At 54.8% G+C, this 26,239-nt stretch carries 26 protein-coding genes; 17 read left to right on the forward strand and 9 right to left on the reverse strand.

The window, feature by feature from the left end; translation table 11 throughout:
* The first annotated feature begins 86 nt into the window (after nucleotides 1-86).
* From MKY74_RS10730 to MKY74_RS10765, 8 genes are all read left to right on the forward strand, one after another.
* Nucleotides 87-1,169, forward strand: coding sequence for an HD-GYP domain-containing protein (locus MKY74_RS10730; protein WP_076170491.1), 1,083 nt, complete (start codon nucleotides 87-89; stop codon nucleotides 1,167-1,169).
* A 297-nt stretch (nucleotides 1,170-1,466) separates the two neighbouring features.
* Nucleotides 1,467-2,600, forward strand: a complete 1,134-nt coding sequence (gene yfkAB, locus MKY74_RS10735) for a radical SAM/CxCxxxxC motif protein YfkAB (RefSeq protein ID WP_144025420.1) — start codon at nucleotides 1,467-1,469, stop codon at nucleotides 2,598-2,600.
* Between the two features lie 16 nt (nucleotides 2,601-2,616).
* Nucleotides 2,617-3,978, forward strand: a complete 1,362-nt coding sequence (locus MKY74_RS10740) for a hemolysin family protein (protein WP_076170489.1) — start codon at nucleotides 2,617-2,619, stop codon at nucleotides 3,976-3,978.
* Nucleotides 3,979-3,988: 10 nt separating this feature from the next.
* The gene (gene ytvI, locus MKY74_RS10745) at nucleotides 3,989-5,020 is read left to right on the forward strand and encodes a sporulation integral membrane protein YtvI (RefSeq protein WP_076170488.1); all 1,032 of its coding nucleotides are present in this window, start codon (nucleotides 3,989-3,991) and stop codon (nucleotides 5,018-5,020) included.
* 245 nt (nucleotides 5,021-5,265) lie between these two features.
* Nucleotides 5,266-5,508, forward strand: a complete 243-nt coding sequence (locus tag MKY74_RS10750; protein WP_076170487.1) for a spore coat associated protein CotJA — start codon at nucleotides 5,266-5,268, stop codon at nucleotides 5,506-5,508.
* The gene (locus MKY74_RS10755; RefSeq protein WP_076170486.1) at nucleotides 5,492-5,767 is read left to right on the forward strand and encodes a spore coat protein CotJB; all 276 of its coding nucleotides are present in this window, start codon (nucleotides 5,492-5,494) and stop codon (nucleotides 5,765-5,767) included. The genes MKY74_RS10750 and MKY74_RS10755 overlap by 17 nt, the downstream gene beginning before the upstream one ends.
* Before the next feature lie 34 nt (nucleotides 5,768-5,801).
* The gene (locus tag MKY74_RS10760; RefSeq protein ID WP_076170485.1) at nucleotides 5,802-6,371 is read left to right on the forward strand and encodes a manganese catalase family protein; all 570 of its coding nucleotides are present in this window, start codon (nucleotides 5,802-5,804) and stop codon (nucleotides 6,369-6,371) included.
* 123 nt (nucleotides 6,372-6,494) lie between these two features.
* Complete coding sequence (locus MKY74_RS10765; RefSeq protein ID WP_076170484.1) at nucleotides 6,495-7,181, forward strand: HAD family hydrolase; 687 nt, start codon at nucleotides 6,495-6,497, stop codon at nucleotides 7,179-7,181.
* Nucleotides 7,182-7,241: 60 nt separating this feature from the next.
* Here MKY74_RS10765 and MKY74_RS10770 read toward each other — a convergent pair whose 3' ends face one another.
* Genes MKY74_RS10770 through MKY74_RS10795 form a run of 6 tightly spaced genes read right to left on the reverse strand, consistent with a single transcriptional unit; the run spans nucleotide 7,242 to nucleotide 13,886 of the window.
* Complete coding sequence (locus tag MKY74_RS10770; RefSeq protein WP_076170483.1) at nucleotides 7,242-8,375, reverse strand: YheC/YheD family endospore coat-associated protein; 1,134 nt, start codon at nucleotides 8,373-8,375, stop codon at nucleotides 7,242-7,244.
* Complete coding sequence (locus MKY74_RS10775; RefSeq protein WP_076170482.1) at nucleotides 8,357-8,878, reverse strand: GNAT family N-acetyltransferase; 522 nt, start codon at nucleotides 8,876-8,878, stop codon at nucleotides 8,357-8,359. Before MKY74_RS10775 ends, MKY74_RS10770 begins: the two co-directional genes overlap by 19 nt.
* Nucleotides 8,879-8,900: 22 nt before the next feature.
* Nucleotides 8,901-10,007 carry a YheC/YheD family endospore coat-associated protein gene (locus MKY74_RS10780; protein WP_076170808.1) on the reverse strand — a complete coding sequence of 369 codons (1,107 nt, stop codon included), beginning with the start codon at nucleotides 10,005-10,007 and terminating at the stop codon, nucleotides 8,901-8,903.
* 2 nt (nucleotides 10,008-10,009) lie between these two features.
* The gene (locus MKY74_RS10785; protein WP_076170481.1) at nucleotides 10,010-11,386 is read right to left on the reverse strand and encodes a YheC/YheD family endospore coat-associated protein; all 1,377 of its coding nucleotides are present in this window, start codon (nucleotides 11,384-11,386) and stop codon (nucleotides 10,010-10,012) included.
* Nucleotides 11,386-12,507, reverse strand: coding sequence for a YheC/YheD family endospore coat-associated protein (locus MKY74_RS10790; RefSeq protein WP_076170480.1), 1,122 nt, complete (start codon nucleotides 12,505-12,507; stop codon nucleotides 11,386-11,388). Before MKY74_RS10790 ends, MKY74_RS10785 begins: the two co-directional genes overlap by 1 nt.
* Before the next feature lie 11 nt (nucleotides 12,508-12,518).
* Entirely contained in the window at nucleotides 12,519-13,886 is a 1,368-nt protein-coding gene (locus tag MKY74_RS10795) for a YheC/YheD family endospore coat-associated protein (RefSeq protein WP_076170479.1), read from the reverse strand.
* 291 nt (nucleotides 13,887-14,177) lie between these two features.
* Between MKY74_RS10795 and MKY74_RS10800 the strand changes: the two genes are divergently transcribed.
* From MKY74_RS10800 to MKY74_RS10810, 3 genes are all read left to right on the forward strand, one after another.
* Complete coding sequence (locus tag MKY74_RS10800; protein WP_076170478.1) at nucleotides 14,178-14,525, forward strand: YlbF family regulator; 348 nt, start codon at nucleotides 14,178-14,180, stop codon at nucleotides 14,523-14,525.
* Nucleotides 14,526-14,609: 84 nt separating this feature from the next.
* Nucleotides 14,610-14,897: a hypothetical protein gene (locus MKY74_RS10805; protein ID WP_076170477.1), complete on the forward strand. Its 288-nt coding sequence runs from the start codon at nucleotides 14,610-14,612 to the stop codon at nucleotides 14,895-14,897.
* A 128-nt stretch (nucleotides 14,898-15,025) separates the two neighbouring features.
* Nucleotides 15,026-16,360 carry a DRTGG domain-containing protein gene (locus MKY74_RS10810; RefSeq protein ID WP_076170476.1) on the forward strand — a complete coding sequence of 445 codons (1,335 nt, stop codon included), beginning with the start codon at nucleotides 15,026-15,028 and terminating at the stop codon, nucleotides 16,358-16,360.
* 192 nt (nucleotides 16,361-16,552) lie between these two features.
* Here the strand turns inward: MKY74_RS10810 and MKY74_RS10815 are convergent, their stop codons facing one another.
* The 3 genes from MKY74_RS10815 to MKY74_RS10825 are packed head-to-tail and all read right to left on the reverse strand — an operon-like array spanning nucleotide 16,553 to nucleotide 17,748.
* On the reverse strand, nucleotides 16,553-16,900 hold the full coding sequence (locus MKY74_RS10815; protein ID WP_306433629.1) for a YtpI family protein: 348 nt from the start codon (nucleotides 16,898-16,900) through the stop codon (nucleotides 16,553-16,555).
* Nucleotides 16,901-16,914: 14 nt separating this feature from the next.
* A complete protein-coding gene (locus tag MKY74_RS10820) occupies nucleotides 16,915-17,418 on the reverse strand; it encodes a hypothetical protein (protein ID WP_076170475.1) in 504 nt (167 codons plus the stop codon).
* Nucleotides 17,419-17,421: 3 nt separating this feature from the next.
* On the reverse strand, nucleotides 17,422-17,748 hold the full coding sequence (locus tag MKY74_RS10825) for a YtrH family sporulation protein (protein WP_076170474.1): 327 nt from the start codon (nucleotides 17,746-17,748) through the stop codon (nucleotides 17,422-17,424).
* A 155-nt stretch (nucleotides 17,749-17,903) separates the two neighbouring features.
* Here MKY74_RS10825 and MKY74_RS10830 point away from each other — a divergent pair, with 155 nt between their 5' ends.
* From MKY74_RS10830 to pyk, 6 genes are all read left to right on the forward strand, one after another.
* Nucleotides 17,904-21,572: a DNA polymerase III subunit alpha gene (locus MKY74_RS10830; RefSeq protein WP_076170473.1), complete on the forward strand. Its 3,669-nt coding sequence runs from the start codon at nucleotides 17,904-17,906 to the stop codon at nucleotides 21,570-21,572.
* A gap of 236 nt (nucleotides 21,573-21,808) precedes the next feature.
* On the forward strand, nucleotides 21,809-22,315 hold the full coding sequence (locus MKY74_RS10835) for a phosphatidylglycerophosphatase A family protein (protein WP_076170472.1): 507 nt from the start codon (nucleotides 21,809-21,811) through the stop codon (nucleotides 22,313-22,315).
* Nucleotides 22,316-22,450: 135 nt separating this feature from the next.
* The gene (locus tag MKY74_RS10840) at nucleotides 22,451-22,639 is read left to right on the forward strand and encodes a glutamate decarboxylase (RefSeq protein WP_076170471.1); all 189 of its coding nucleotides are present in this window, start codon (nucleotides 22,451-22,453) and stop codon (nucleotides 22,637-22,639) included.
* Nucleotides 22,640-22,716: 77 nt separating this feature from the next.
* The gene (gene accD, locus MKY74_RS10845) at nucleotides 22,717-23,607 is read left to right on the forward strand and encodes an acetyl-CoA carboxylase, carboxyltransferase subunit beta (protein ID WP_076170470.1); all 891 of its coding nucleotides are present in this window, start codon (nucleotides 22,717-22,719) and stop codon (nucleotides 23,605-23,607) included.
* Nucleotides 23,608-24,591: an acetyl-CoA carboxylase carboxyltransferase subunit alpha gene (locus MKY74_RS10850; protein WP_076170469.1), complete on the forward strand. Its 984-nt coding sequence runs from the start codon at nucleotides 23,608-23,610 to the stop codon at nucleotides 24,589-24,591.
* A 136-nt stretch (nucleotides 24,592-24,727) separates the two neighbouring features.
* Nucleotides 24,728-26,152 carry a pyruvate kinase gene (pyk, locus tag MKY74_RS10855; protein ID WP_076170468.1) on the forward strand — a complete coding sequence of 475 codons (1,425 nt, stop codon included), beginning with the start codon at nucleotides 24,728-24,730 and terminating at the stop codon, nucleotides 26,150-26,152.
* The last annotated feature ends 87 nt before the right edge of the window (nucleotides 26,153-26,239 follow it).

The raw sequence follows: 26,239 nt of genomic DNA on the forward strand, positions 1-26,239 counted from the left end.
TACATAGGATGGTATGGGGAAACTAGGTAAACGGACCTGGGAAGCAATAACCGGGCGGCCGTGATTTTAGGCAGGAGTGGATCGTGTTGCGTTTGGTACCCGTTCCGATGCTGCAGCAGGGAATGAAAATCGGCAAAAAGATATACAGCGACGAGGGTGTTGTGCTTCTCGCGGAAGGCGTGGAGCTCACCTCCTTGCTGATCAGCCGCCTGCAAAAGCTGGACATCGGTTATATTTATGTGGAAGATCATCTGACGGAAGGCATCGATATTCCCGAAATGCTCCGGGAGGAAACGAGGCGTCAGGCTCTTCAGAAGATTCGCGTCAATTTTCAGCGGTTATCCGAAGCCTCCCCGATTACTGGAGGGTATCACCATCTCGGAAAGCAGTTCTCCAAGGTGATGGAGTCCATCCTTGAAGATGTCAGTTCCCAGGAGGACTGCATGATCATGCTGATGGACATGAACACCGCAGATCATTACTTATATAAGCATTCCTTAAATGTGTGCGTATATTCACTTGTGCTGGGGATTGCGAGCGGTTATACGCAGGACCAGCTGATGGTGCTGGGGCTGGGTTCGCTGCTGCATGACATCGGAAAAACCCAAATTCCCCAAAAAGTGCTGTTCAAGCCGCAAAAGCTGGATGATGAGGAATTCCGTCTCATGCAGGCGCATGCCCAAATCGGCTTTAAAATCCTGAAGGACGAGCCGAATATTCCGCTCCTGGCCGCGCACTGCGCCTTTCAGCATCATGAACGGATGAACGGATCAGGTTATCCGCGCGGCATCAAGGGTGATGATATTCACGAATATGCCCAGTGGGTGGCGCTCGCCGACTCCTACGATGCGATGACCTCGCACAGGGTGTACCGGCCTGCGATGCTTCCGCATCAGGCTGCTGAAGTGCTGTACGGCGGGGCAGGTACCTTGTACGACCAAAAGAAGCTGGAGCTGTTCCGGGATAAAGTGGCGATCTATCCGCCCGGCTTGTCGGTCAAGCTGAGTACCGGGGAGACGGGAGTGGTGTCGAAAATTCACGCCCATATGCCCCATCGTCCCGTGGTCCGCATTTTGCAGGATCCGGAAGGGGTGCCGCTTAAGGCACCTTACGAGGTGGATCTGTCCCAGTCGCTCTCCGTTATTATTGACGGCGTTCTCGGGGATTAGCGAGAGCAGGAATTAGGATTTGTCATGACCGGAAGACCCATAAAGCGAGCGGTATCGGGCAGTAATGGATGCGGTGGAAATTCGATTTCCCTGCTGCCCGCAGGAGCCGCCGTTTAGGGGTCTTTTTTCTTCTTGTCCCGGCATACCTATTCAGACAGAGAGATTTTTCGCGCTTCATGGTATGATAGAAGGAATGACATATTCATCCTGAGACAACCGGACTGCGCTGGGTCTGGAAAATAAAGGTTACACAAAAACCGTGTTTTGGGTTAAATAAAGAAATAAGGTGAGTAAATAATGAATACTGTAAATACCCGGGGAGCACTTGCCCCCTTATCTCCGAGCAATGATCCATGGGATCCGATTGAATCCCTTCGTACATATGGCCGGCATGTGCTGACCAGTGTCGAAATGACGGTAACGCATTTGTGCAATATGCGCTGCGAGCACTGTGCGGTCGGCGATATGCTCGTTATGAAAGAGGCAGAATTTCTTCCGCTGGATTTGATGCTACGGCGTCTGGACGAAGTCGAGCATCTGCAGACGATCAGCCTGACCGGAGGCGAGCCCTCCTTCCGGGAGAAGACGGTGAAAGAGGTGATCGTCCCTCTGCTCAAATATGCTCAGGACCGGGGAGTCCGCACGCAGATCAACTCCAATTTGACGCTGGATATCAGCAGATATGAGGCGATGCTGCCGTACCTTGACGTGATGCATATTTCGTTCAACTATTTGAACGGAGACGATTTCCATGAGGTGGGCTTCGCCAACAGCAACCATCCGGTTCCGAAGGAAACCGCCTACCGCATGTATGACAAAATGATGGAGAACGCCCTGAAGCTGAGCGAAGCGGGCATGTTCATTTCGGCGGAGTCCATGATTAATTACCGGACGCATACAAAGCTTGCAGGAATTCACAAACTAATAGGGGAAATGGGCTGCCGCCGCCATGAAGTGCACCCGATGTATGCCTCCAATTTTGCCACGGAGCTTCCGATGCTTTCTTTGGATGAGACACGCAAGGCGATCCACAGCTTGCTGGATGTTCGCGATCCGCAAATGTGGATGCTGTTCGGAACGCTCCCGTTCTTCGCGTGCAGCGATATTCACGAGGATCTGAAGCTGATCCGCAGGCTTGCGGATGCGCCGAACGTTACCGTGCGCAACGATCCTGACGGCCGCAACCGCGTCAACGTCAATTTGTTCTCGGGCGACGTCTATGTCACCGACTTTTCCGATATTCCGGCGTTCGGCAATATTCAAACCGGCCGCCTCGACGACATCTTTAATGCGTGGCAGACCGGGCATCCGCTGAACAAGACGGTGAACTGCCATTGCGACGCTGCGGGCTGCTGCGGACCGAATCTGCTCGTGAAGGACATGTATTATAAAGATACCGATTTTACCGTGAAAAAAGCGAACTTATTATAGAAATGGGGCGTTGTCATTGGACGGGGAGTTAGAAATAGGCAAACTGCTTTTAAACCTCTTTTTTGTTCTGCTGCTGGTATTTTTTAACGGCGTGTTTGTGGCCGCCGAATTTTCGCTTGTAAAAATGAGGCAGTCCCGGCTGACGCAGCTGGTCAGCGAAGGCAACCGGCTGGCCGGCTATGCGCTCCGGGTGAACAACAAACTGGACGCTTATTTGTCCGCTACCCAATTCGGCATTACGCTGGCATCCCTCGGTCTCGGCTGGATCGGGGAGCCGGCCATTTCGGAACTACTGGTAGAGCCTTTGATGTATAAAATGGGCGTTACCGACAGAACGCTCATCGCCACCGTATCCGTGGTGCTCGGGTTCTGTGTCATTACTTTCTTACATATCGTGCTTGGGGAACTGGCCCCCAAGTCGCTTGCCATTCAGAAAACGGAAGGGGCCGCCCTGCTGCTGTCCGCACCGCTGATGGCCTTTTATAAAATATTTTTTCCTTTCATTTGGCTGCTCAACGCTTCCGCCAACGGATTGCTGCGCTTGTTCGGCGTTCATCCGGCCAGCGAAGCAGAAGCTGCGCATTCTGAAGAGGAGATCCGCATATTAATGAATCAGAGCGCCAAAAGCGGGGTCATCGATAAGGACGAGATGAAGCTGATGGACAACATCTTCGAGTTCTCCGACCTGCTGGCGCGCGAAATTATGCTCCCACGGACGGATATGGACTGCCTGTACACGACGAATACACTGGAAGAGAATCTGCAGATTATCAGTGATACGAAGCATTCCCGTTATCCTGTCGCCGTGGAGGACAAGGACCAGATTATCGGATTTGTGCATATTACCGATTTTCTCCTGGCCGACGCCGAGCATCAGAAGGAGCTGACCTCGTTGGTCCGTCCGATTCTGAACGTGCCGGAGTCGATGGAAATCAGCCATGTGCTGCGCCTTATGCAGAAGAAGCATGCCCAGCTGACGCTGGTGGTCGACGAATACGGCGGCACGGCCGGCATGCTGACGGCCGAAGAGATCCTCGAAGAAATCGTCGGGGAGCTCTATGACGAATTTGAGGACGAGCGTCCCGATGTCGAAATCCAGGAGGATGTCATCTCGGTTGACGGGCGGATGCTGATCGAGGATGTCAACGATCTGACCGGCGTCATCATTGAGGATGATGAGGTTGACTCGATCGGCGGCTGGCTGTTCAAGGAGCTGGAAGGCAATCCGGTAAAAGGCAAAAAGGTCCAGGTGAGCAATTTCGTGTTTGAGGTCGAGGAATCGACCAAGCTCCGGATTACCCGGGTTAACATTCACCGCGTTGCCGATACGGAAGTCATCGACGAGGAGGAACAGGAAGGGACGGATAACGGGGATTAAGGAGTGAAGCATGACTGGCAAACAGCTGGTGTTCGTCGGTGTGGGACTGCTCCTGCTGTATTTGCTGTTTACGGCAGGCGCCCCTTTTGTACTGGCTGCGCTCGTGGCCGTTTCGCTGGAGCCGATCAACCGGATGCTGATCGGGAGGCTGAAATGGAACCGTGTCGCTGCCGCTTCGCTTACATGTACGTTGTTTATGCTCATGATTCTTCTTTTGGTGTACATGCTGGGTTTTCAGGTTTTCGCCCAGCTGCTGGAATACTGGAAGAATGCGCCGGCATATTTTGCGTCGGCCGACGATTTTGTGCAGACGACGCTGATCCAGGCGAGAGGGCTGTTTGACCGGTTTCAGCCGGAGCTGGCCGAGAGCCTGAGGGAAATGCTGACCAATCTGACGTCATACGCCGAGTCGCTCATCAACTCGTTGTCGTCAACCTTTTTATCTTTTGCCAAGGGCATCCCGGGCACGTTCGTGTTTTTGGTGGTTTTCTTTGTCGCTGTCTATCTGTTCAGCTTTGGACTGGAGACGATCAAGGCAGGGATTCTATCCCTGTTCGAGGAGGAGACCCAAGACCAGATCAACGAGGTGCTGCACAGCCTGAAACGGTCCATCTTCGGCTTTATTCAGGCCCAGATGATCCTGAGCGCTTTTACTTATGTATTGACCCTCACGGGGTTGCTCATCCTCGACATTCATTACCCGCTGGCGATCGCCCTGCTGATCATGGTCGTCGATATTTTGCCGATTCTGGGGGTCGGCTCGGTGCTGATTCCCTGGGCGGTATACCTGTTTATCGTGGGCGACTCTTATACCGGCTTTGGGCTGATGCTGCTGTTTGGGGTCATTACGATTGCCCGCCGGGTGGTCGAGCCCAAAATTATCGGCGATTCGGTCGGCATCGGCGCTCTGTCGGCTCTGGTGAGCATGTATATCGGCTTCAAGCTCGTCGGTGTGATCGGCGTATTTATCGGCCCGCTGGTGGTCATTATTTATTCGGCGGTCCGGAAAGCGGGACTGTTCCAGATCAAGATCAGATTTTAAAAGTTCATCATCTCATTGAAGGCTCGCGCTTCATCCAGCGCTTCGACAGAAGCTGCTAGAGTCCTTTACACTGACCCCTTGGCGGTAAATCGACCGCAAATCAGGGGTCTTTTTGTTGTCCCATGAACTTTTTTGTTCAGATTCCGCGGATGGGTCATATGTTTAATTACGAAGAGTGTCTGATTTTTCGCCTTCTCGAGGGAAATCAGCGACTTTAGTATGGACAACAAAAGGAGGAGCAAGTGGTGAACTCACAGGTACGAGTGTATAAGCCTTTCATTGGCCCGTTTGATCCGTGCCCGCCGCTGCCTTACAGGACGTACGTCGTCCCGCCCAACCAGTATATCGTGTTCCAGCCTCTGGACTGGCCGCAATTCAGCCTCGCCGAGGCGCTGAAGCTGGGAACGCTTTGGCCGAACCTTTACAGCCCTTATGAATCTAAAGGCAAAAGAGTGGAGGAGGTGGGGAGTGATGGAGAACCAGTCTAAACCGGCGGTGGATCAGCGCTATTACGAGCTGCTTGAAAAGCTGCAGATGATCGATTTCGCCTTGGTCGAGCTGAATCTGTTCCTGGATACGCATCCGGACGATTTAAAAAGCATCGAGCAGTACAACCGGCTCGCCCAGGAGCGGATCCCGATCGTCCGGGAGTTTCAGGAATCCTATGGACCGTTGATGCATTTCGGCCATGCCTATTCGAAGTTCCCGTTTGAATGGCCGCAGGCCCCGTGGCCATGGCAGGTGTAACCGGCAAAGAATCTAAAGGAGGCGAATGTCCCGCATGTGGATATATGAAAAAAAGCTGCAGTATCCGGTCAGGGTCGGCAAGTGTGATCCATATATGGCCCGGTTGCTGCTGGAGCAGTACGGCGGTGCCGACGGGGAATTGGCCGCTGCCTTGAGATATTTGAATCAACGGTACACCATCCCGGATAAGGTCATCGGCATTCTCAACGACATCGGCACGGAGGAATTTGCCCATTTGGAAATGATTGCCACCATGGTTTATAAATTGACAAAAGATGCAACGCCGGATCAGCTGAAGGCGGCCGGACTCGCAGACCACTATGTCAATCATGACAAAGCATTGTACTACCAAAATGCAGCCGGGGTCCCATGGACGGCGGCGTACATTCAGGCCAAAGGCGATCCGCTCGCCGATTTATATGAGGACATCGCCGCAGAAGAAAAGGCCAGGGCTACATACCAGTGGCTGATTGACATGACGGATGACGTGGACCTGCAGGACGGACTGAAGTTCCTTCGGGAGCGGGAAATCGTCCATTCGACCCGGTTCCGGGAGGCCGTGGAGATCATTAAAGATGACCGGGGTAAAAAACGGTTCTTCTAAAGGCTAACCTTTTTTATGAACGACCGAAGTTTACAAGGCTTGGCACTTCCCTTATCATAGGCATGTAATTGGGTGATACTGAGTATTACGCATTAATGCAGGCAATGAAAGGGAAGATAACCGATGGACAAAGAGAAGACATTGAACAAGCCGCAGGCGATATTGTTCGACATGGACGGCACGCTGTTCAAAACCGAATCGCTGCTGCTGCCGGCCCATCAGCGGTTGTTCGACAAGCTGCGGGAGGAGGGGCTGTATACTGCACCGACGCCCCCGGCGGAACGGATGATGGGCAGTCTCGGGATGCTGCTGGAGGACATTTGGAAAGTAGTCATGCCGGACGGAAGCGAACGTGCCCATGCGCGTGCTAATGAGCTCCTTCTCCAGCTGGAATTGGAGGGGCTCAAGGCAGGGAACACCGAGCTCTATCCCGGCGTGAAGGAAACGCTGGCACGTTTGAAGGAGCAGGGTGTGCGCCTGTATGTAGCAAGCAACGGGCTGGAGCATTACGTAAAAGGGATCGCGGAGGCTCACGGCATGCTGGACCTTTTTGACGGCCTGTACAGTGCCGGGGAGCACGGAACCAAATCTAAGGTGCATCTGGTGGAATTACTGCTTCAGCGCGAAGGCGTAAGCACGGCCTGGATGGTGGGCGACCGATCTTCGGATGTGGAAGCCGGCCGGAAGAACGGCCTTGCCGTCATCGGATGCCAATATGCCGGGTTTGGAAACCCGGATGAACTGGCAGGGTCCGACGTCCTCATCAGCTCGTTCGACAAACTTCTGGGGCTGTATGCCTCATCGGTGTAAATCGGCGATGAGCCGCCTTTGAAGGGAATCATAGCTGCATATAAAGAAAAACAAACCGCGCTAGAGCTGCGGTTTGTTTTCTTTAGTGTCGGCGGTTTCCGTCTTCTGCTTGTAAACCCACAGGGCGTACTCCAACGGTCTGGTAATGGCCGTGCGGTACAGTTCGGGCTCGCCGATCTGGGAGAAGACTTCCCTCGCGGGCTTGGGATTGACTTCGAGCAGGTAAATCCGCCCTTTCCGGTTGATGGCGAGATCGAGCGCGAGCTCGCACAGCGGTCCGTACTGATGCTCCAGATAGGCGGCGATGTCCACGCCCATCTTGCCTGCCGTCGAGATTACTTCCTGCCGCTGCTCCTCATTCGTGATCCAAGAAGACAGCATTTGATGAGCGGGCACGGCTCTTCCGCCGCCGTGCAGGTTGGAGGTGACGCTCCGCGGCGCCCCCACCCGGCCGGCAATGCCGGTCAGCTGCCAATGCCCCTCCTTGTTTTTCTGCACCAGCATGCGGTAGTCATGAACCCGGCCGTCGGGAAGCTCCACGGCGATGCCTTCCTGGATCAAATACCGGTCCTTCATATTCCAGCCGCTCAGAATGGCGCCGAGCCGGGAAGCGTGGATTTTTTGCGGAGTGATGATCTTCCGCTGCTGATTCCGTCCTTGAATGTAGTACTGGGAAGCAGCCTTCAATTTTTCAATCCGTAAAATACCCCGCCCGCCGGTTCCGTTGATCGGTTTTAAAAATACGACAGACCTGTTCTTCAGCATTTGGTGGACGTCTGTCAGTCCGTGATACAGGCGCGTTTCCGGCAGAAACTTCCGGAATTCCGCCTTTTTGGACAGCACCTCGTGAATGGTCCATTTGTTCCGGAGCGGTTTGTTCAGAAACAGCATCTTGCTGTACTGGCTCCGGAACTGCAGAAGCTGGGCAAAGCGGGGGCTTTTCTGGATGCGGCACCGGTCATAAATCATATCCGGGAAGTTTCTCCATCGCCGGGTCCACTTCTTTTGCTTTGCGTCGTATTCCATAGCAAAGATTTTTTTCTTGCTGTCGCTGACGTCCATCGGGGTAAACACAAATACGTCAAGTCCCAGCTTGCCGCCTTCAACGATCATTTTCTGATAGATCGGTTTTTCCTCCAAATGCTTATGCTCGTTCAGATACAGCGTCAAGATGCCTAACACGGGTAGCGGCACAGGGGATCACCTTCTTGGGTCAGAGTAATGGATGCACCATCCGGATCTCCACACGGCCCCTCCATGACCAGGGCGGGCTCTCCGGCAGCCCCCTGGTGGACGGCGACGGCGTGAAGTCCGGCGCGAAAGCACATTTTAACAAAAGGAAGCCGGCTCAGAAGAGCCTCGCATCGCATGGTGCCTAACTGCCGAAGCTGCGAGGCCAGAAGGGAGGTGCCGATCCCTCTTCCGCGGTACAGCGGATGGACGACGACGAGACACCCCTCGGCCCCGTAGCCCGATACAAAGCTGACACCGGCCAGACGTTCCCCGTCTTCGCATCGGACGGTTGCGGCCATAAGCGAGGTTCCCGGCGCAGCGAGCTGCTCCGCCGTCAATCGGGCAAGAAGAATGAACTCTGCGCGCGCCGCCTGATTTCCGCCGTGTTCAAACACAAATTTGAGAATTTTGGCGTGCTGGCGCAGCCAATCTTCACGGGTCGGGGTTATCGTTAAGATCTGCACCTGTCAATCACTTCCCTTGCGATTACATTTTAGGTTGATTGGAGAGATATTCGCTGTATTGGAAAATTCGCTTGAGAGACCGCTTCCGGATATGCGGTTCATCGAATTTCATCGGCTTGGCGTTTGCCTCAAAGAACCAGATATTTCCTAACTCGTCAATCCCGAGGTCCATCGACATCTCTCCATGTTCGTAGCCGGAAGCCTTCTCAATCTGGCGGGCGATGATGATCGCCGTCGTTCGGACGCGGTTCAAAATCACGGCCGACATCTCGGATCCGAATACATCGGACAGGAGCTTGCTGGGATCCTCAATCGTGCCGCCTCTCGGCACATGGGTCGTAATGCTCTTAGAACCCGCCATTCTGGCTCCGATACCGGTAACTCCCCATAAGCCTTTGTTGTTTTTTTGCAGCAGCGCCCTTAGGTCAAAGTGCCGGTTGTTAACGGATGCGAGCTCGATGCCCTGCTGAATAATATAGCGTGCGCTGCCGGTTTCGCTTTTGATCCGTGCCCAGAGGCGGTACAGATTCCGCGTTTTGTACGTGGTGCTGGATCGGTGGTGCTGAACTTTGAGCCGGTAGGGAAGCAGTTTGTCCCTCTGGTATCTCAGCATCATAATGCCTTTTCCGGCTTTTCCGCTTTCGGGCTTGAGGTAGAGGCAAGGATAACGCTCAAGCATTTTCTGCAGCGTGCTCACGCTTGTGAAGCGTTTGGTTTTCGGTACCAGATGCTCCGTCGCTTTGGAGCTTCTGAGCCACTCGAACAGATGCCATTTGTTGAAAAAGTGCGGATTGAACAGCGAAATGGATGGATGTTTCATGCATTCCTTGATTTTCTGGCGCACAGCGGGCCGGAGTTCGTCTTCACGCTGCGGAATCCGGTTATAGATGACCTGGGGCAGCGGAAAATACTGCTGTTCCCAGGTCTCCTCGTCATTCAGCGTAAAACCCTTGATCCGATCCTCCGTCAGCTTCAGATCTTTAGCTGTGACTACATAGACAGGAAATCCCATTTTCTGTCCCGTCTTGACAATATCTTCAAAATTCTGTTGATTTCCCCGGAAATAACCGTGGGAATCCGACATGGTCAGGATGGCCACTACGGGTTTATTGTCGGTATGACTCCGGATGTTCACTCCACATCCCTCCTGCGGAACTTGCTCAAATACAGGCAGTGTTCAAGAATATGCTCAACGGATGCCTTGCCTTCCGCTTTGAGGGAAGGATGGCTGAAAATGGAACGGCCCGGCTTGGCGTTCGCTTCAAACATCCACACCTTCTCGTCTTGGTCGATACCCAGGTCAAAACCGATTTCTCCAAGGAGATGCTGGTGATGAAACTCAATCGCTTCGGCCAGGGTAATCGCGACTTTTTTGGCGTTTTGCAGCACCTCGTCGGATCTGTCGCCAAAGGTCCGGCTCAATGCCTGTTCAGGAGTAAGGAGGGAGCCGCCATTCTTCAGGTGGGTCGTTACGCTGCCGCGGCCGGCCTTTTTGGCACCGACACCGACAACAACCCATTTGTTGCTGCCGTTCTTATGCATATGGAAGCGGAAGTCAATCGGGCAGTTGTCGATTTCGACCAGCCGGATTCCCTGCTGAATGACATACGTTTCCAGGGTCCGGCCATGTCTGGATTTAAGCATCCGCATCAAGCTGTTGAAGTTGCTGAAACGAAGCAGGACGTTGCCGCCTCCCTTGCGGTAACGGGCGAAATATCCCCTTTTCGGGAGGTAAGTCAAACGATAGATGCCTTTTCCCAAGCTTCCTGCGGAAGGCTTATAGTACAGAAACTGATGCCTTTCAAGCATATCCTTGATCCGTTCCGGGGAAGGGTTGATATGGGATTCGGGCACGTACCGGTTCACCGTGTTGTCGTCTTCAAGCAGGCGGTAGATGTCGGATTTGTTGAAGAAGCTCCAGTTAAAAAACGGGATTCTCTTGCGGGTCAGCCGCTCTCTGAGCTGATTGATGGAAGAGGAGGTTTCCGCTTTCCGGCTCGGGAGGCGGTTGTAGACGACATCGGGCAGCGGAACGGTTTTACGGTAAAAGGTGCCGTTGTCGTTCAGAAAATAGCCCCGGACCGTCTCCTGCTGCCAGTTGATGTCCTTGGGCGTAAAGGCGAAAATATACGACTTCCTTTTCCCCTCGCGGAGAAGCTGTTTGATAAAATTCGTCCGGGAAGCGAACGGCTGCGATGGTGACGTGCTGGGTCCATCCGAGAGCACGCCGATCAGAGGACCGAGCTGGACTTCGTCCTCCTGGAGATTTCTCAGCATGACCCCGCCGGCGTTTGGAACGTGGATGCCGCTTCGGACACCGGAGCTGAGGAACAGATGCTTACCCGTCTTTTTTATGGGCTTAACGGTTGCGTTAACCATGTCTTTTCCCAGACGGAGCTGAATATTCTTTTTGCCGGACAGCTTGAGGCTTTTCATCAGCGAATTCGAAATGTAGACGACTTTCTCGGGCTGCTGCGAAAAATGAACATTACAAAATGTCAAACTCATCAATTTACCCTCCTAAGTTGTCGAAGCAATAAATAGCGGGCATAACGGAGCGGATTTTCCGTAGCGAGAACATCGCTGCCTGGTTCCCCAATGTGCCGGAAGGAGGTGCGCCCCGGTTTGGAATTGACTTCAAGCAGCCAGATTCTCCCTTTCGTATCAATGCCAAAATCGATACCCAGTTCTCCGAGCCGGCCATAACGGCTTTCCAGAATCGGCGGAATCTTCTCCGACAGATTATGAAGACGATCCCTTATGTGTTCTGCCCAGTCAGCCCCGAATTGTTCGGTCAGAAAAGGCAGGACAGACAGAGGTTTTCCTCCGCCGTGAAGGTTTGAGGTAATGCTGTCCGGGTTGCCCAGGCGCAGCGCCATGCCGGTATGCATCCACGAACCCGTTTCATTTTTTTGCATCAGCACTCTTACGTCAAAAGGGGCGCCGTCTGCGTTGTACAAATGCAGGAAGGGCTGAATCAGGTACGAACGGTCCCCGGTAAACCGCCGGATCCATGTTAGGCCTGAACTCGTATCGTCGAAATGCTTCACAAACGGCAGGTTGCTTGCGCTTCTTCCCCGGATCGTCAGAGATCCGTCTGCGGCATGGCGCGTGACGTGAAGCGTATTTTTTCCCTGGGATCCGCTCATCGGCTTCATGAACAGCTCGCCGTCATATTTCTCCAAGGTGCGCAGCAATTGGCTGCTCCCGCGATAGACGGCAGTCGGGGGAAGAAACGGCAGCAGGCCAGGCTCCTTACGAAGTACTTGGTCCACATGCCCTTTCCCGGGAAGTCCGCGGGACCACAGGATCCACCTCTTCCCTGTAGGGGCGTCCGCAAGCAACCTCGCCGCTGCCCGGTATTCGCTGCCTCGCTGCGGAAAACAGCGGTCGTAGACGATATCCGGAAAGGGGACCGTGGCAGCGTGCCACGCCCCATCGCTGAAGATATATCCATGGATGCTTCTCTGTCCCTCCGGCACGCCGTCAGGGCAAAAAACGACGACCTGAATACCGTATTTCCTGCCGGCCACAGCCAATCGGCGGGCGTATCCTTCTCCCGAGAAGGGAGGGGAGCCCGGTGTGGAGGAACTTAGGATTCCAATGGTTCCGATTGTGGTTCTTTTCATCGCGGCACCTCCTAAAACCCTGACAAGAAGGCGCAGTATTCCAGCAGGCGTTTGACGGAAGGCCTTATTTTCTGTTCATGGAGCGGCGTATTGTCGTTTTTGGAAGGCTTGGAATTAACCTCGAGCAGCCATATTTTACCGGAGGTATCCATGGCCAGGTCGATGCCGAGTTCGCCGAAATGGGCGGGCAGCAGCGCATCCAGGCCTTTGGCGATGTCCAGCGAGGCCCGCTGCAGCTTGGCGTGTGCAGTGCTTTTCACGGCCGACGGGAGGGCGCAGCGGTTCACAGCTTCCTTTACAGTGCTGAGGGTTCCGCCTCTGGCGAGGTTCGAGACAAAATGGTTCCCGCCCGCGATCCGGGCTACGACCGAGGTCACGCTCCATTTACCGAGCCCGTTCTTTTGGACGAGCGCACGGAAATCGATGGGCCGATTGCTGTGGTCGATGAGCGTCAAGCCCTGCTGAATTTGGTAGCGGGTGCTCTTCATCTTTCCGGAGACGTTGGTAAACAGTTTGTTAAGATTGGGATAGCTTTGTTTTTTGGGGCCGCCTACCGATGTCGCCAAAGTTTGGTAGGTGCCGTCAGACTGCCTGGAGATCCGGATGATCCCTTTCCCGAGGCTGCCCCGCACCGGTTTCAGAAACACGACCGGATACTGGCTGCACATCTTCTTCAGGATGGAATAGCCGGTCAGCAGGTGCGATTCCGGCATCAGCCGGGATAAGGAGGAGTCCTGCTTCAGCGTGTCGAACACTTCATTTTTGTCCAAAAACTTTTCGTTGAATATGTGGCTCCCGTAGCGGGATTTTACTTCTTTCATAAAATGCTGTACGCTAGGTTTATTCTCCATTTTGCGTGTCGTCAGGCGGTTATTGATGACATCTGCGATAGGCATCGTTGTCTGGCGCCATCCGCCGTCATAGATCCAGCCCTGTATGCTGCTTGCACTCTCGGTGATGTGATTCGGAGTGAAGAAGTATACGTATGCACCCTGCTTGCGGCAGGCGTTGACGAGTTCCCTGCAGAACATGGAAATGGAACCGAACGGCTTTTCCGGCGTGTCAGGATAATCCCGGCTGATCAGGACACTGATGAGCGGACCCAGCCTGAGCGTTTTGCTGGATGGGCTGTATGCCACTCGGAGCACGGGACGGGACGCTAAGCCCATTTTGCGGGCCAGTGGCTCGCTGATGCGCAGGCCGGAATATTTTGCTGCGGAAATAACGGTGATCTCTTGTCTAAAGGAACCAAAGGACAGCTGCAGAGGCCGGTCGGTGGGAATCTTCCACTGTTTGATCAGTCTCTCGCCGAGCATGACGGTGTTTTCTTTCACAATGCCCGGGCTGAACGTTTGGACCGGTAGCTTTTTTTTGGACATCGTGGATCTCCTTCCAACAACAACTTGATGTCTACAGGGCAGATAAGGAGCATCTGCAATATTGCATGTAATGCATCATATGAGGACATATATCCCTTGGTGATTGACCCACTTTTATAAAAACCGGGATTTCAGCCCTTCATTTTTTCGGAGACGGGCGGATTGATAAGCTGTGAGCAAAGCAAAAGCTTGCAATGATCGCAGGATTCACTTCCGCGGGAGTCAGGGGTCCGTCTCCCATAAAACACGCCGATTGGTAACTGCCCAAATTTAAGGAGGAAATGACAACCTATGAACATTTATGACAAAGCGCACGATTTGGCCAAAGCCCTAAAGGAAAGCTCGGAGGTCCAGGAAATCAGCTCGGCGATGAGTCTGATTGAAGCGGATCCGGAGAGCAAACAAATGCTTGAGGATTTCCGCCAGCGGCAGATGGAAATTCAGCAGCGGATGATGTCCGGGGATATGCCATCCCAGGAGGAGATGGAGAAGATGGAGAAGCTCTTCGACGTGCTCAGCCTGAACCTGAACATCCGCCGGTTGTTTGAAGCGGAGCGCCGCCTCAGCACGATCATCGAGGACGTGAACAAAATCATTGCGGACAGCCTCCAGCATCTGTACGGGGGACAAAGCCTGTAGGTTGGACAAAACTTTTCTCATATTTTCGCAGACCCCTTCATAGAGTAGAAATATAGAGTTACCAAATGAAGGAGCTGCGATGAGATGAAAAAAAGAAGCAAACTGAAGCATTCCATTTACCTACTTCTCGCTCTGGCGATGCTGGTGTACGCTCTGCCCCGGATCAACTTCAGCGGCGGATGGACCTGGGCTTCCGGGTTCGGAGCGGCCTGGGCCGTGTTTGCCTTTCTGATAATCGGCTCGCACCTGCATTATTTGCTTGGGGTGGACGAAGAGAAACAAAGAGCGCTGGAGCGCATTCGTAAGGCCAAGCTGCAGCAGTGGCAGCTGAAATGGCCGGAGGAAACACAGCAGCGCCAGGAAAATGTATAAATGCGATCAAAAGCTGTCTTGCGCAATGTTATTGCGTGGAGGCGGCTTTTTTTGCGTTGTTATTTTCCGGCCTCAACCATGATATAATAGTACAGTATGGTACAGATAGAAACGTGGGGGTGTAACAGTTGGAGGGCCGCGATGAAACGATTACGAAACATGAGCAGCTGCTGCAGCATATCGAAGGGCTGAAAATTGGCACCAAGATTTCGGTCCGCAAGCTGGCGAAGGAAATGTCCGTTAGCGAAGGGACTGCTTATCGGGCGGTTAAGGACGCCGAAAACCTGGGCATCGTCGTGACCAAGGAAAGGATCGGCACCGTCCGGGTCGAGAAGAAGCCGCGGAATATTTCCGAGCAGCTCACCTTCGCCGACGTGGTCGAGATCGTGGAAGGCCACATGATCGGCGGAGCCGATGGACTGAATAAACATCTGCATAAATACGTCATCGGCGCCATGGAGGTGGACGCCATGGCCCGTTACATCGACGCGGGCAGCCTGCTCATCGTGGGCAACCGGGCTGACGCGCATTCGCTGGCGCTGGAGCAGGGAGCGGGCGTGCTCATTACCGGCGGATTCGGTACGAGCCGGGAGGTCAAGGAGCTGGCCGACACGCTCGACCTGCCGATTTTTTCATCGCGCCACGACACGTTTACGGTGGCATCGCTGATCAACCGGGCCATTTTCGACCGCCTGATCAAGAAGAAAATTATGATCGTGGAGGACATCGTCAACACCCGGGCCAAAATCCACGCCCTCAAGCTGTCGAGCACCGTGGCGGATTGCAAGGCGCTCGCGGATCAGACCGGACAGCTGCGGCTGCCAGTCATCGACGAGTGGAACCGGGTGCTCGGTATCGTGAACCGGAGCGATATGAAGGGCCTGCCCGATGGGCAGAGCATCGAGAAGCTGCTGGTCCGCAATCCGGTCACGGCCGGACTGCAAACCTCGCTTGCGTCCGCAGCGCAGCTCATGATGTGGGAAGGCGTGGACTTTCTGCCGATCGTCGACCGCAACCGCAAGCTGGTGGCGACCGTGTCGCGGAAGGAAGTGCTTCAGGCCATGCGCGACGCCCGCAAGCAGCCGCAGCTCGGCGAGACGTTCGACCATTTGATCTGGAACGGATTTGCGGATGAGCGGGATGAGGAGGGGCGGCTCTTTTTCCACGGCTTTATTACGCCGCAGATGGCGACGGATCTCGGTACGATTTCGGAAGGCATCCTGACCACGGTGATGACGCAGGCGGCGCTGCGGGCGGCGAAGGATATGACGGGGAATGACTTTGTCCTGGATAACATGTCGACATACTTCGTCCGCCCGGTGCAGATCGAGGATCCGGTGACCGTCATGCCGCGGCTGCTGGAGGCGAGCCGGCGGACGTGCAAGATCGAAATCGAAATGCTACATGACGACAGCCTGGTGGCCAAGGCCGTGCTGACGCTTCATTCTATCGAGCATGGATAACAGGTAACGGGCATGGCCGAATTGGCCATGGTCTTAGCCAGACATAAATATAACCGGCAGCATCTTTGATCAAAGATAGTGCCGGTTATTTGTTGTTTGTGGCCTGCCCCGATTATCTCCCGAACGTTAAAGTTTGGGTCTTGTCCACGCTTGGAAGATTCAGATTACACTGCGACAATTGCAGCATCAGGTTCAAGCTTTCGTATCTGAGGATTTCATGCGGCTGAAATGGCCCCGATTGCGGATGCCCGCGAAAATATTGAACGCCCCGAGGACGAGGAACAGCCCCTCGATAACGACCGCGGCGGTCGATCCATGGAAAATAAACATGCAGATCAGCGCAAGCACGATCAGCATTATTCCAAGGCAGATATTCATATTCGAGCCGTACAAGCCCCGGTCACGGACATCGGCGGAACGCCGGGCGCGGTAGCTGTAGTAAGCGGAACATAAACAGGTAATCACCAGCAGCGCAAATAGGCAATAGCGGATGACGGAAATCATCGAATGCTGCAGCTCCTTTACTGTCAATAACTTCAATATTCCTCATTGTATCACGATTTGCCGACCGAAGCGACACTTTGAGGCTCGATGTCGATCCATATCTGGAGCACGCCCTCCGCCACCAGCATCGTCTTGATTTCGATGGAATATTCCTTATCGCGCACCCTGTAAATTTTACGATTGAGGAGGTTCCGGGCGATTTTGCTGTCCTCGTCGATATCGAAAATGTTCCGGCCCCGCAGCACCTCCAGATCCTCGCCGAGTTTGCGGATCACTTCCTTGACGATGACCGGATCGAGAGGCGGGTCCTGCTGCTCCGCACGGATTTTGATTTCCTTGATCACGGTCTGCTGATTGTTGTATTTTTTCAGCGTTTTGATGTCGTCCTCGTATTGCTGGATCCGAAGCTCCAGGTCCTGATTGGACGCCCAAAGCATGTCAAAGCTGGAGTGGAACACCGAATTATACACGACGCTTCCGATAACGGCGCCCAAGACGAAGACGGCGGTCAGCTGGGAGAAATGGCGGTATCGGCTGAACGGAGGAATTCGCATCGGCTACTCCCTGCCGCCGCAAACCCATTTGACCAGCTCGCTGCCCATATGGGCGCCGAGGAAGGCGAAGAGGAGAAACAGAACCTGCTTGATGGCGGGGGAAAGATTGCCCCCCATAAAATTGCTCTCGATGACCCGCATCGGATCGATCGTGCCGCCGATCGCCGCCGCCATCGCCCATATTTTAATCCGATCGGCCACCTCGAGCATGGTGTGTGTCGGTGATTGCAGCGAGATGACTGCACCGATCCCGCCGACCATCGCACCGCCCAGCACGATGCCGAAAGCGATAAAGAAATCCAGTATGGCTTTGGATAAAAACACGCTCATGATTCCCAGTCCTTTCCCAAGGAGGTCGGAAACGCCTTGTCCAGCGGTTTCCTTATTCCATTCTATGGGCGGTCCTAGGCGGATTATGATAAAATAATAAATAGTGCATGAAACGTTAAAAACCAGTGATCACTGCGGCGAAAAGGAGACGAGACATGAGTTCATTTGTGCATCTTCACGTGCATAGCGAATACAGCCTTCTGGATGGAGCGGCACGGATCTCGGACCTTGTCCGGCGAGCCGCGGAGAACGGAATGAAGGCGCTGGCACTGACTGACCATGGGGTCATGTACGGCGCGGTGCCATTTTATAAAGCCTGTGTGGCGGAAGGCATCAAGCCGATCATCGGCTGCGAGGCCTACCTGACGGCCGGTTCCCGCAAAGAGCGCGGCAGCCGCAAGGATCAGCCGATCTATCACCTGATCCTGCTGGCCAAGAACGAGACGGGTTACCGCAATCTGATGAAGCTGTGCTCCATCGGGCATTTGGAAGGTTTTCACTATAAACCGCGCATCGATATGGATGCGCTCGCGAAACATCATGAGGGCATCATCTGCCTGAGCGCCTGCCTCGGCGGGGAAGTGCCCCAGCATCTGCTGCACGGCCGGACCGAGGAAGCGCGCCGGGCGGCGCTGCGGTACCGGGACATTTTCGGCGAAGATTTTTACCTGGAGCTGCAGGACCATGGGCTGCCCGAACAGAAGCGGGTCAATCCGCAGCTGATCGAGCTCGCCCGGGAGCTGGACGTTCCGCTCGTAGCGACCAACGACGTCCACTATCTCGTCCGTGAGGATGCTTCCATGCAGGACGTGCTGATCTGTATCGGTACGGGGAAAACGGTAGAGGACGAGGACCGGCTGCAGATTCAGACCGACCAGCTGTACCTGAAAAGCGGAGAGGAAATGGCCCGCTTGTTCCCGCATGTCCGGGAAGCTCTGGACAATACGCTCCTCATTGCGGACAAATGCAGCCTGGAGCTGGAATTCGGCCGGTCCATTCTGCCGGAATACCGCCCGCTTCCCGAGGGGCAGACGGCTGCCGAATACTTGCGGACCCTGTGCCTGGAAGGACTGGAGAGCCGCTACAGTACGACCGGCCTGTGGGACACCGAAGAAGGAAAAAGAGAGCTTCTCCAGCGCCTCGACTACGAGCTCGGCGTCATCGGTAGCATGGGGTTCAGCGATTACTTCCTCATCGTTTGGGATTTTATCGCGTATGCGCACCGGCAGGGAATCGTGACCGGTCCCGGACGGGGCTCATCCGCGGGCAGTCTCGTCGCTTACGTGCTCCGCATCACGAACGTTGATCCGATCAAGTACAACCTGCTGTTCGAACGCTTCCTGAACCCGGAGCGGGTGACCATGCCGGATATCGATATCGACTTCAGCGACGAACGCCGCGACGAAGTAATCGAGTACGTGGCCGATAAATACGGAAGTGAACACGTCGCGCAGATCATCACCTTCGGGACGATGGCCGCCCGCGCGGCGGTACGCGACGTGGGACGCGCCTTGAACGTATCGTACGGCGAGGTGGACAAGGCGGCCAAGCTCATCCCGAATGCACACGGCATCAACATCCGCCGGGCGATGGAAATCAGCGACGAGCTGAAGAAGCTGTACGAGCAGAGCCTCAAAACCCGCGAGATGCTCGATATGGCCATGAAGGTCGAAGGCATGCCGCGGCACGCGTCGACCCACGCCGCGGGCGTAGTCATATCGCGCGACCCGCTGACCGATGCGGTCCCGCTGCAGGAAGGCAGCGAGCGAACCGCGCTGACCCAATATCCGATGGAGCAGCTGGAAAGCATCGGCCTGCTCAAAATGGACTTTCTCGGTCTGCGTACCCTGTCGATCATCGAGCGGTCCATGCGCTGGATCGGGGAAATGACCGGCAGCGCGCCGGACTTCGCGCAGGTTCCGGACAATGACCCGCTGACCTATGAGATGCTGGGGAGCGGAGATACGACCGGCGTGTTCCAGCTGGAGTCCGCCGGCATGCGGCGGGTGCTCAAAGAGCTGAAGCCAAGCGTATTCGAGGACGTCATCTCGGTCGTGGCGCTGTACCGCCCGGGTCCGATGGAGTTTATCCCGAATTTCATTCAGGCGAAGCATGGTACCATCCAGGTCGACTACCCGCATGACGATTTGAAGCCGATCCTGGCCGATACCTACGGTATCATTGTGTACCAGGAGCAGATCATGAAAATCGCCTCGCTGATGGCGGGCTTCTCACTCGGGGAAGCCGATCTGCTGCGGCGCGCCGTGTCGAAGAAGAAGCGGGAAGTGCTCGACCGTGAGCGCAGCCACTTCGTGGAGGGCAGCTTGAAGCAGGGATATACCGAAGAGGATGCGAACAAGGTATACGACATGATCGTGCGCTTTGCCGATTACGGTTTCCCGAGAGCCCACGCGGCAGCGTACGCCGTTCTGGCATTCCAGACCGCTTATCTCAAGGCGCACTATCCGGTGCAGTTCATGGCCTCGATGCTGACGGCCGTCATGGGCAGCCACCGGAAGGTCGCGGAATACGTGGTGGAGTGCCGCCGGATGAACATCAAGGTACTGCCGCCCGACGTCAACGAAAGCGGCGTGTTGTTTACACCTGTGGCGGTAAGTGCGGAGGACGGGCAGCCGGCTGAAGGGCCGGGGCATATCCGTTTCGGGCTGGGGGCTATCAAGAACGTGGGCACCCAGGCGGTGGAAAACATGATGCGCGTCCGGGAGGAGAAGCCGTTCGAAAGCCTGCTCGACTTCTGCCGCCGGATCGATCTGCGCGTCTGCAACAAACGGGTGATCGAGTCGCTGATCCAGGCGGGCGCCTTCGATTCGCTGCCGGGCCACCGCGCGCAGCTGCTCTCCATGCTGGACGAGACCGTCGATGCCGCCGTCAAATGGCGGAAGGAACGCGAGGATCTGCAGATCCAGCTGTTTGATTTTGTCGAAACGACGAATTGGGAGATCGAATATCCTGACATTCCGCCGTTTTCCGTTTCCCAGCAGCTGGAGCACGAGCGCGAGCTGCTCGGTCTGTATCTGTCCGGCCACCCCCTGGACGACTTTGATGAAGTATTAGACGAACCGGGCGTCGAGCGGCTGATGAACCTGGCCGAGGCGGCGGATGAAGCGAAGGTGGTCGTCGCGGGCATGGTCGTGTCCGTCAAGTCGATCACGACCAAGCAGGGCAAAGCGATGGCCTTCATGGAGCTGGAAGACCAGATCGAACGCTGCGAAGTGGTGCTGTTCCCTGAAGTTTGGAAGCGCAGCTCGAGCTATGTCGGCAAGGGCGAGCTGCTGGCACTGCGCGCCAAGGTGCAGCAGCAGGACGAGGGCTTCAAGCTCCTCGCCGAGGAAGTGCTGCCGCTGGCCGGGGCCCCGCTTGCCCAGATGGTCAAGCGGAACCAGGCGCCAGCCGGCGGCAGATCCTTCGCCGCGGGGCCGGGGCCCTCGCGGCGGCAGGGCGCGCCTGCGGGCCGCCCCGCTCCGCAGGCAGCCGCCGGCGATGCTGCCGCGCCGGCCGACGCCCCGGCGCGCAAGGAGCAGGGCGGCGGCGCACCCGCCCCGGCGAAGGAACAAGCGCGCCGCCCCACAACGGCGGAGCAGCGCGTCTTCGTTAAGATTACGCCGGAAGCGGAGAACCCGGACCTGCTTGCCAAGCTGAAGCAGCTGCTTCAGGAGCATCCGGGTCCGGTGGCCACGGTGCTCTTTTACGAGCAAAGCCAAAAGCTCCTTGCGCTCAGCGACAACTATCGGATCAAACCGTCGCCCGAATTTTTCGAAATGATCGAAAACATGCTCGGCAAAGGGACGGTCCGGATTAAATAGAAGCACGGATCAAAGGGCGGCTGGCACAACCGCCGGCAACAGCTCAATAGTTCAATAATTCAATGACCCTTCGGGCTTCTGCGGAAATGACACAGATTTTACGAACGTTTCCCGAGCCTCCCGCATACACTTAGGAACACCTAGGGACAACATTATCATGTGCCGCCCGGCTGCCTTGGGCAGACGCATCTTTTCGAAGGACCCGGGGGCGGGCGTGCCGTGCGGGAGGAATAAACATGTCATATGATGCAGCGATTGCCATGCTGAGCCGCAGGGGAGTCAAAGTCGGGGACATTGCCGATATCGTGTATAAACTGCAAATCCCGTACCATCCGGAACTGGAGATCGACGAATGCGTGGAGAGCGTGAACGCCGTCCTCGGCAAAAGGGAAGTGCAGTACACGCTGATGACCGGGATGGCGCTTGACGAGCTGGCGGAGAAGAAGCTTCTTCCCGAGCCTTTGCAGGCGATCATGGAGGCGGACGAACCGCTGTACGGAGTGGACGAGACGTTGGCGCTCGGCATTACGAGCGTGTACGGCATGATCGGACTGACAAGTTTTGGTTTTTTGGATAAAGAAAAAATCGGTATTATCGATACCCTGAACAATAAAAAGGACGAGATCCACGTTTTTCTCGATGATCTGGTCGCCGGGCTCGCCGCCGCGGCATCCGCGAGGATCGCCCACCGGTACAAGGGAGCCAAGCAGTATCCGTCCGCTTCCGGAAATTCCGGGTTGTAACGCCCGAAGGCCTTGAACGAACCCTCTGATCGGCCTGCTCGCGTCCCATCACTTTGTTGCGGGAAAAAACGGAGTTATGTTATCATTACTCTATTATACGTGCTCAGAACATGAGATTAGGGGGTTCTGCAAGGAATGTGGACGGTCATCTATATCGCACCTACCGCCAAGGTAGCGGAAATGATCACGACCAAATTAACGGAAGAGGGATTTTTGGTTAAAAGCCGTCCGATCAATTTATCCAAGCAGCAGTTCGAGATTTTGGTTCCCTCTGGTGAGCTGGAGGAAGTCCAGGAAGTGCTTAATTCCATTTTGCATCCTTAATTTTAAGGAAACAAAGTGACGTTTATAGAGGCAGAGTGAAGAGCGGCTGGGCAAATTAACGGCTGAGAGGTGTAGTTGTGTTTAAAGACTTGTTCCAGAAAAAAAGAAAGTACGCGACCATTCCTTCAGAACGTGTAGGAAGAGGCAGCGAGCCGGGTGAAGAAAGACCGCGCCGGGAAATTCCCGAAGGCTTGATGAATAAATGTCCAAAATGCGGCAGCATTCAATACAGCAAAGAGCTGGAGAAAAATCTGAAGGTTTGCCCCAACTGCGGACACCACATGCGTCTGAATGCGTTGGAACGGATCCAAATGACGCTGGACGATGCAGGATTTGAAGAGTTCGACAGCGGTATGGTATCGGTCGATCCGCTCCAATTTCCGGGATATGCCAACAAGCTGGAGCAGCAGGCGCTCAAGTCGGGTCTGCGCGAAGCGGTTGTTACCGGACAAGGCACCATTGAAGGACTCCCGGTTGTCGTCGCTGTCATGAGCTTCGATTTCTTTACGGGAAGCATGGGTTCGGTCGTCGGTGAGAAAATTACCCGGGCGATCGAAATTGCGACCGAAAGGGATCTCCCGCTCATTATTTTCTCGACCTCCGGCGGAGCGCGTATGCAGGAAAGTATTCTAAGTTTGATGCAAATGGCGAAGACAAGCGCTGCTTTGTCTCGTTTTAACGAAAAAGGCGGCCTTTACATTTCGGTCATTACCGATCCGACGACAGGCGGAGTTTCGGCCAGCTTTGCCACGCTCGGCGATATTAACATCGCGGAGCCGGGGGCTGTGTTCGGCTTTGCTGGACGGATCGTTATCGAGCAGACCATCCGCCAGAAGCTCCCGGATGATTTCCAGACGGCGGAGTTCAATTTGGCGCACGGACAGCTGGATTTGGTCGTCCACCGGAAAGAGCTGCGCCAAATGCTGTACAAGCTGATCGAGATGCATACCGTGAAAGGGGGATATTAAGTGGCAGGAGAATTGCCTTTTGAAAAGCCCCTTGTGGAAATGCGGCAGAAGATCAATGAGCTGAAGCAGTTCGGAGCGGACAAGGGTATTGATTTTAGCGACGAGATTGCGAGATTGGAAGAAAGATACGCCCAATTGGAAGAAGAGGTGTATTCAAATATTACGGCCGCCCAGAAAATGCATCTGGCCCGGCATCATCAACGTCCCACTTCGCTCGATTTGATCCAGCTGATTTTCAGCGATTTCATCGAGCTGCACGGGGACCGTCTATTTGGTGATGACCTCGCCGTCATTGGCGGGCTGGCCAAGCTGAACGGGACTCCGGTCACCGTGATTGGCCAACAGCGCGGGAAGGATACGAAGGACAACATTGCCCGTTTCTTCGGCAGTGCGCATCCGGAAGGCTTCCGCAAAGCGCTGCGGCTGATGCATCAGGCGGACAAATTTAAACGCCCGATTATCACTTTTATTGATACAAAAGGTGCTTATCCGGGTAATACAGCAGAAGAGAGGGGACAATCCGAGGCAATCGCCCGCAATTTACGGGAGATGGCCGCTCTGGGTGTTCCTGTTATTTGTGTGGTCATCGGCGAAGGTGGAAGCGGCGGTGCTCTTGCGATGGCCGTCGGCAACCGTGTGCTGATGCTGGAGCATGCGATTTATTCGGCGATTTCGCCGAACGGAGCGGCTTCGATCCTCTGGAAGGATGCGTCCAAAGCGGATCAGGCGGCCGAGGCCATGAAGATTACGGCCAAAGACCTGCTTGAATTCGAAGTGATCGAAGAGATCGTGCCGGAACCGAAAGGCGGAGCGCACCGGGACTATGAGGCGACGGCTGCTGCTATTAAGGACAGCCTGGTACGCCATCTGGGCGAACTGTCGGGACTTGACAGCGCCGCCTTGAAGGAAGACCGGTATCAGAAGTTCCGCAAGATCGGCAAGTTTGCCTATGAACAATCTTCGCATGTCGGTGTGATAGATTAGTTCGATCTGGGCAATGATGTATTATGACAAACTTTCAAACTTCCTATACAAAACTTTCGTTTTGTAGTAAATTTAATCTTTGGATAAAGATATGTAGGGTAGAGAGACTTTAAAGAATAAAACGGAGGAAACCCAAATGCGTAAAACAAAAATCGTATGTACCATCGGTCCTTCCAGTGAATCGTTGGAAAACACCAAAAAATTGATTATGGCCGGCATGAACGTTGCCCGTTTGAACTTCTCGCACGGCGATTTCGAGGAGCATGGCCGCCGGATCAAGAACATCCGCGAAGCCTGCCGCGAGCTTGGCAAAACCGTTGCCATCCTGCTTGACACCAAAGGACCGGAAATCCGCACAGGCAAGCTTGCCGTGGAGCCGATCGAGCTGGTGCAGGATGAGTACATCACGCTGACGACCGAAGAAATTCTGGGCGACAAAGACCGGATTTCGATCACGTACAAAGATCTTCCTAGTGATGTGCAGCCGGGTTCGACGATCCTGATCGACGACGGATTGATCGGCCTGACGGTTGTGGAAGTCGAGGGCACTGAAATTAAATGCCGTATTGTCAATGGCGGTACGATCAAGAGCAAAAAAGGCGTGAACGTACCGGGTGTGGCGATTTCTCTGCCGGGCATCACAGAGAAAGACGCGAACGATATCGTATTCGGGATCGAACAGGGCATCGATTTTATCGCAGCTTCCTTCGTACGCAAAGCAAGTGACGTTCAAGAAATCCGCGAGCTGCTCGCTAAGCACAACGCAGAGCACATCCAGATCATTTCCAAGATCGAGAACCAGCAAGGCGTGGACAACCTCGATGAAATTTTGGAAGCGTCCGACGGTCTGATGGTTGCCCGCGGCGACCTCGGCGTGGAAATTCCGGCCGAAGAAGTACCGCTGGTACAAAAGCGCATGATCGAAAAATGTAATGTTGCCGGCAAACCGGTCATTACGGCGACGCAAATGCTGGATTCCATGCAGCGCAACCCGCGTCCGACACGCGCCGAAGCGAGTGACGTAGCGAACGCGATTTTCGACGGCACGGATGCAATCATGCTGTCCGGGGAAACGGCTGCCGGTAAATATCCGGTGGAATCCGTTCTGACGATGTCCCGCATCGCCGAGAAGGCTGAATCCGCGCTGAACTACCGCGAGATTTTCCTGAAGCAGCGGATTGCCCAGGAAACGACAATTACCGAAGCGATCAGCCAATCGGTGGCGATTTCCGCACTGGATCTGAACGCCAAGGCGATCATTTCTTCGACGGAATCCGGCCATACGGCACGCATGGTATCCAAGTACCGTCCGGAAGCACCGATCATCGCAGTGACTACGCAGGAGCGCACGCTGCGTCGTCTGGCTCTGACTTGGGGCGTTACGCCGGTCCCAGGCAAGACTGCTACATCGACGGATGAAATGTTCGAGAACTCCTTGAAGGGCGGCCTGGAGTCCGGTCTCGTAAAACCGGGCGATCTGGTTGTTATTACGGCAGGGGTTCCGCTGGGACAATCCGGTTCGACGAACCTGGTGAAAGTCAGCCAAATTCCAAACGCATAAGAGGACTGCGGCGCAGACCGCCGCTAGCCTACCGAATAGATCCATTTCATAGAAAAGCCTGTCAGGATTCACTCCTGGCAGGCTTTT

This window comes from Paenibacillus sp. FSL R5-0378 (assembly GCF_038009285.1).
GTDB classification, from domain to species: domain Bacteria; phylum Bacillota; class Bacilli; order Paenibacillales; family Paenibacillaceae; genus Paenibacillus_AQ; species Paenibacillus_AQ favisporus.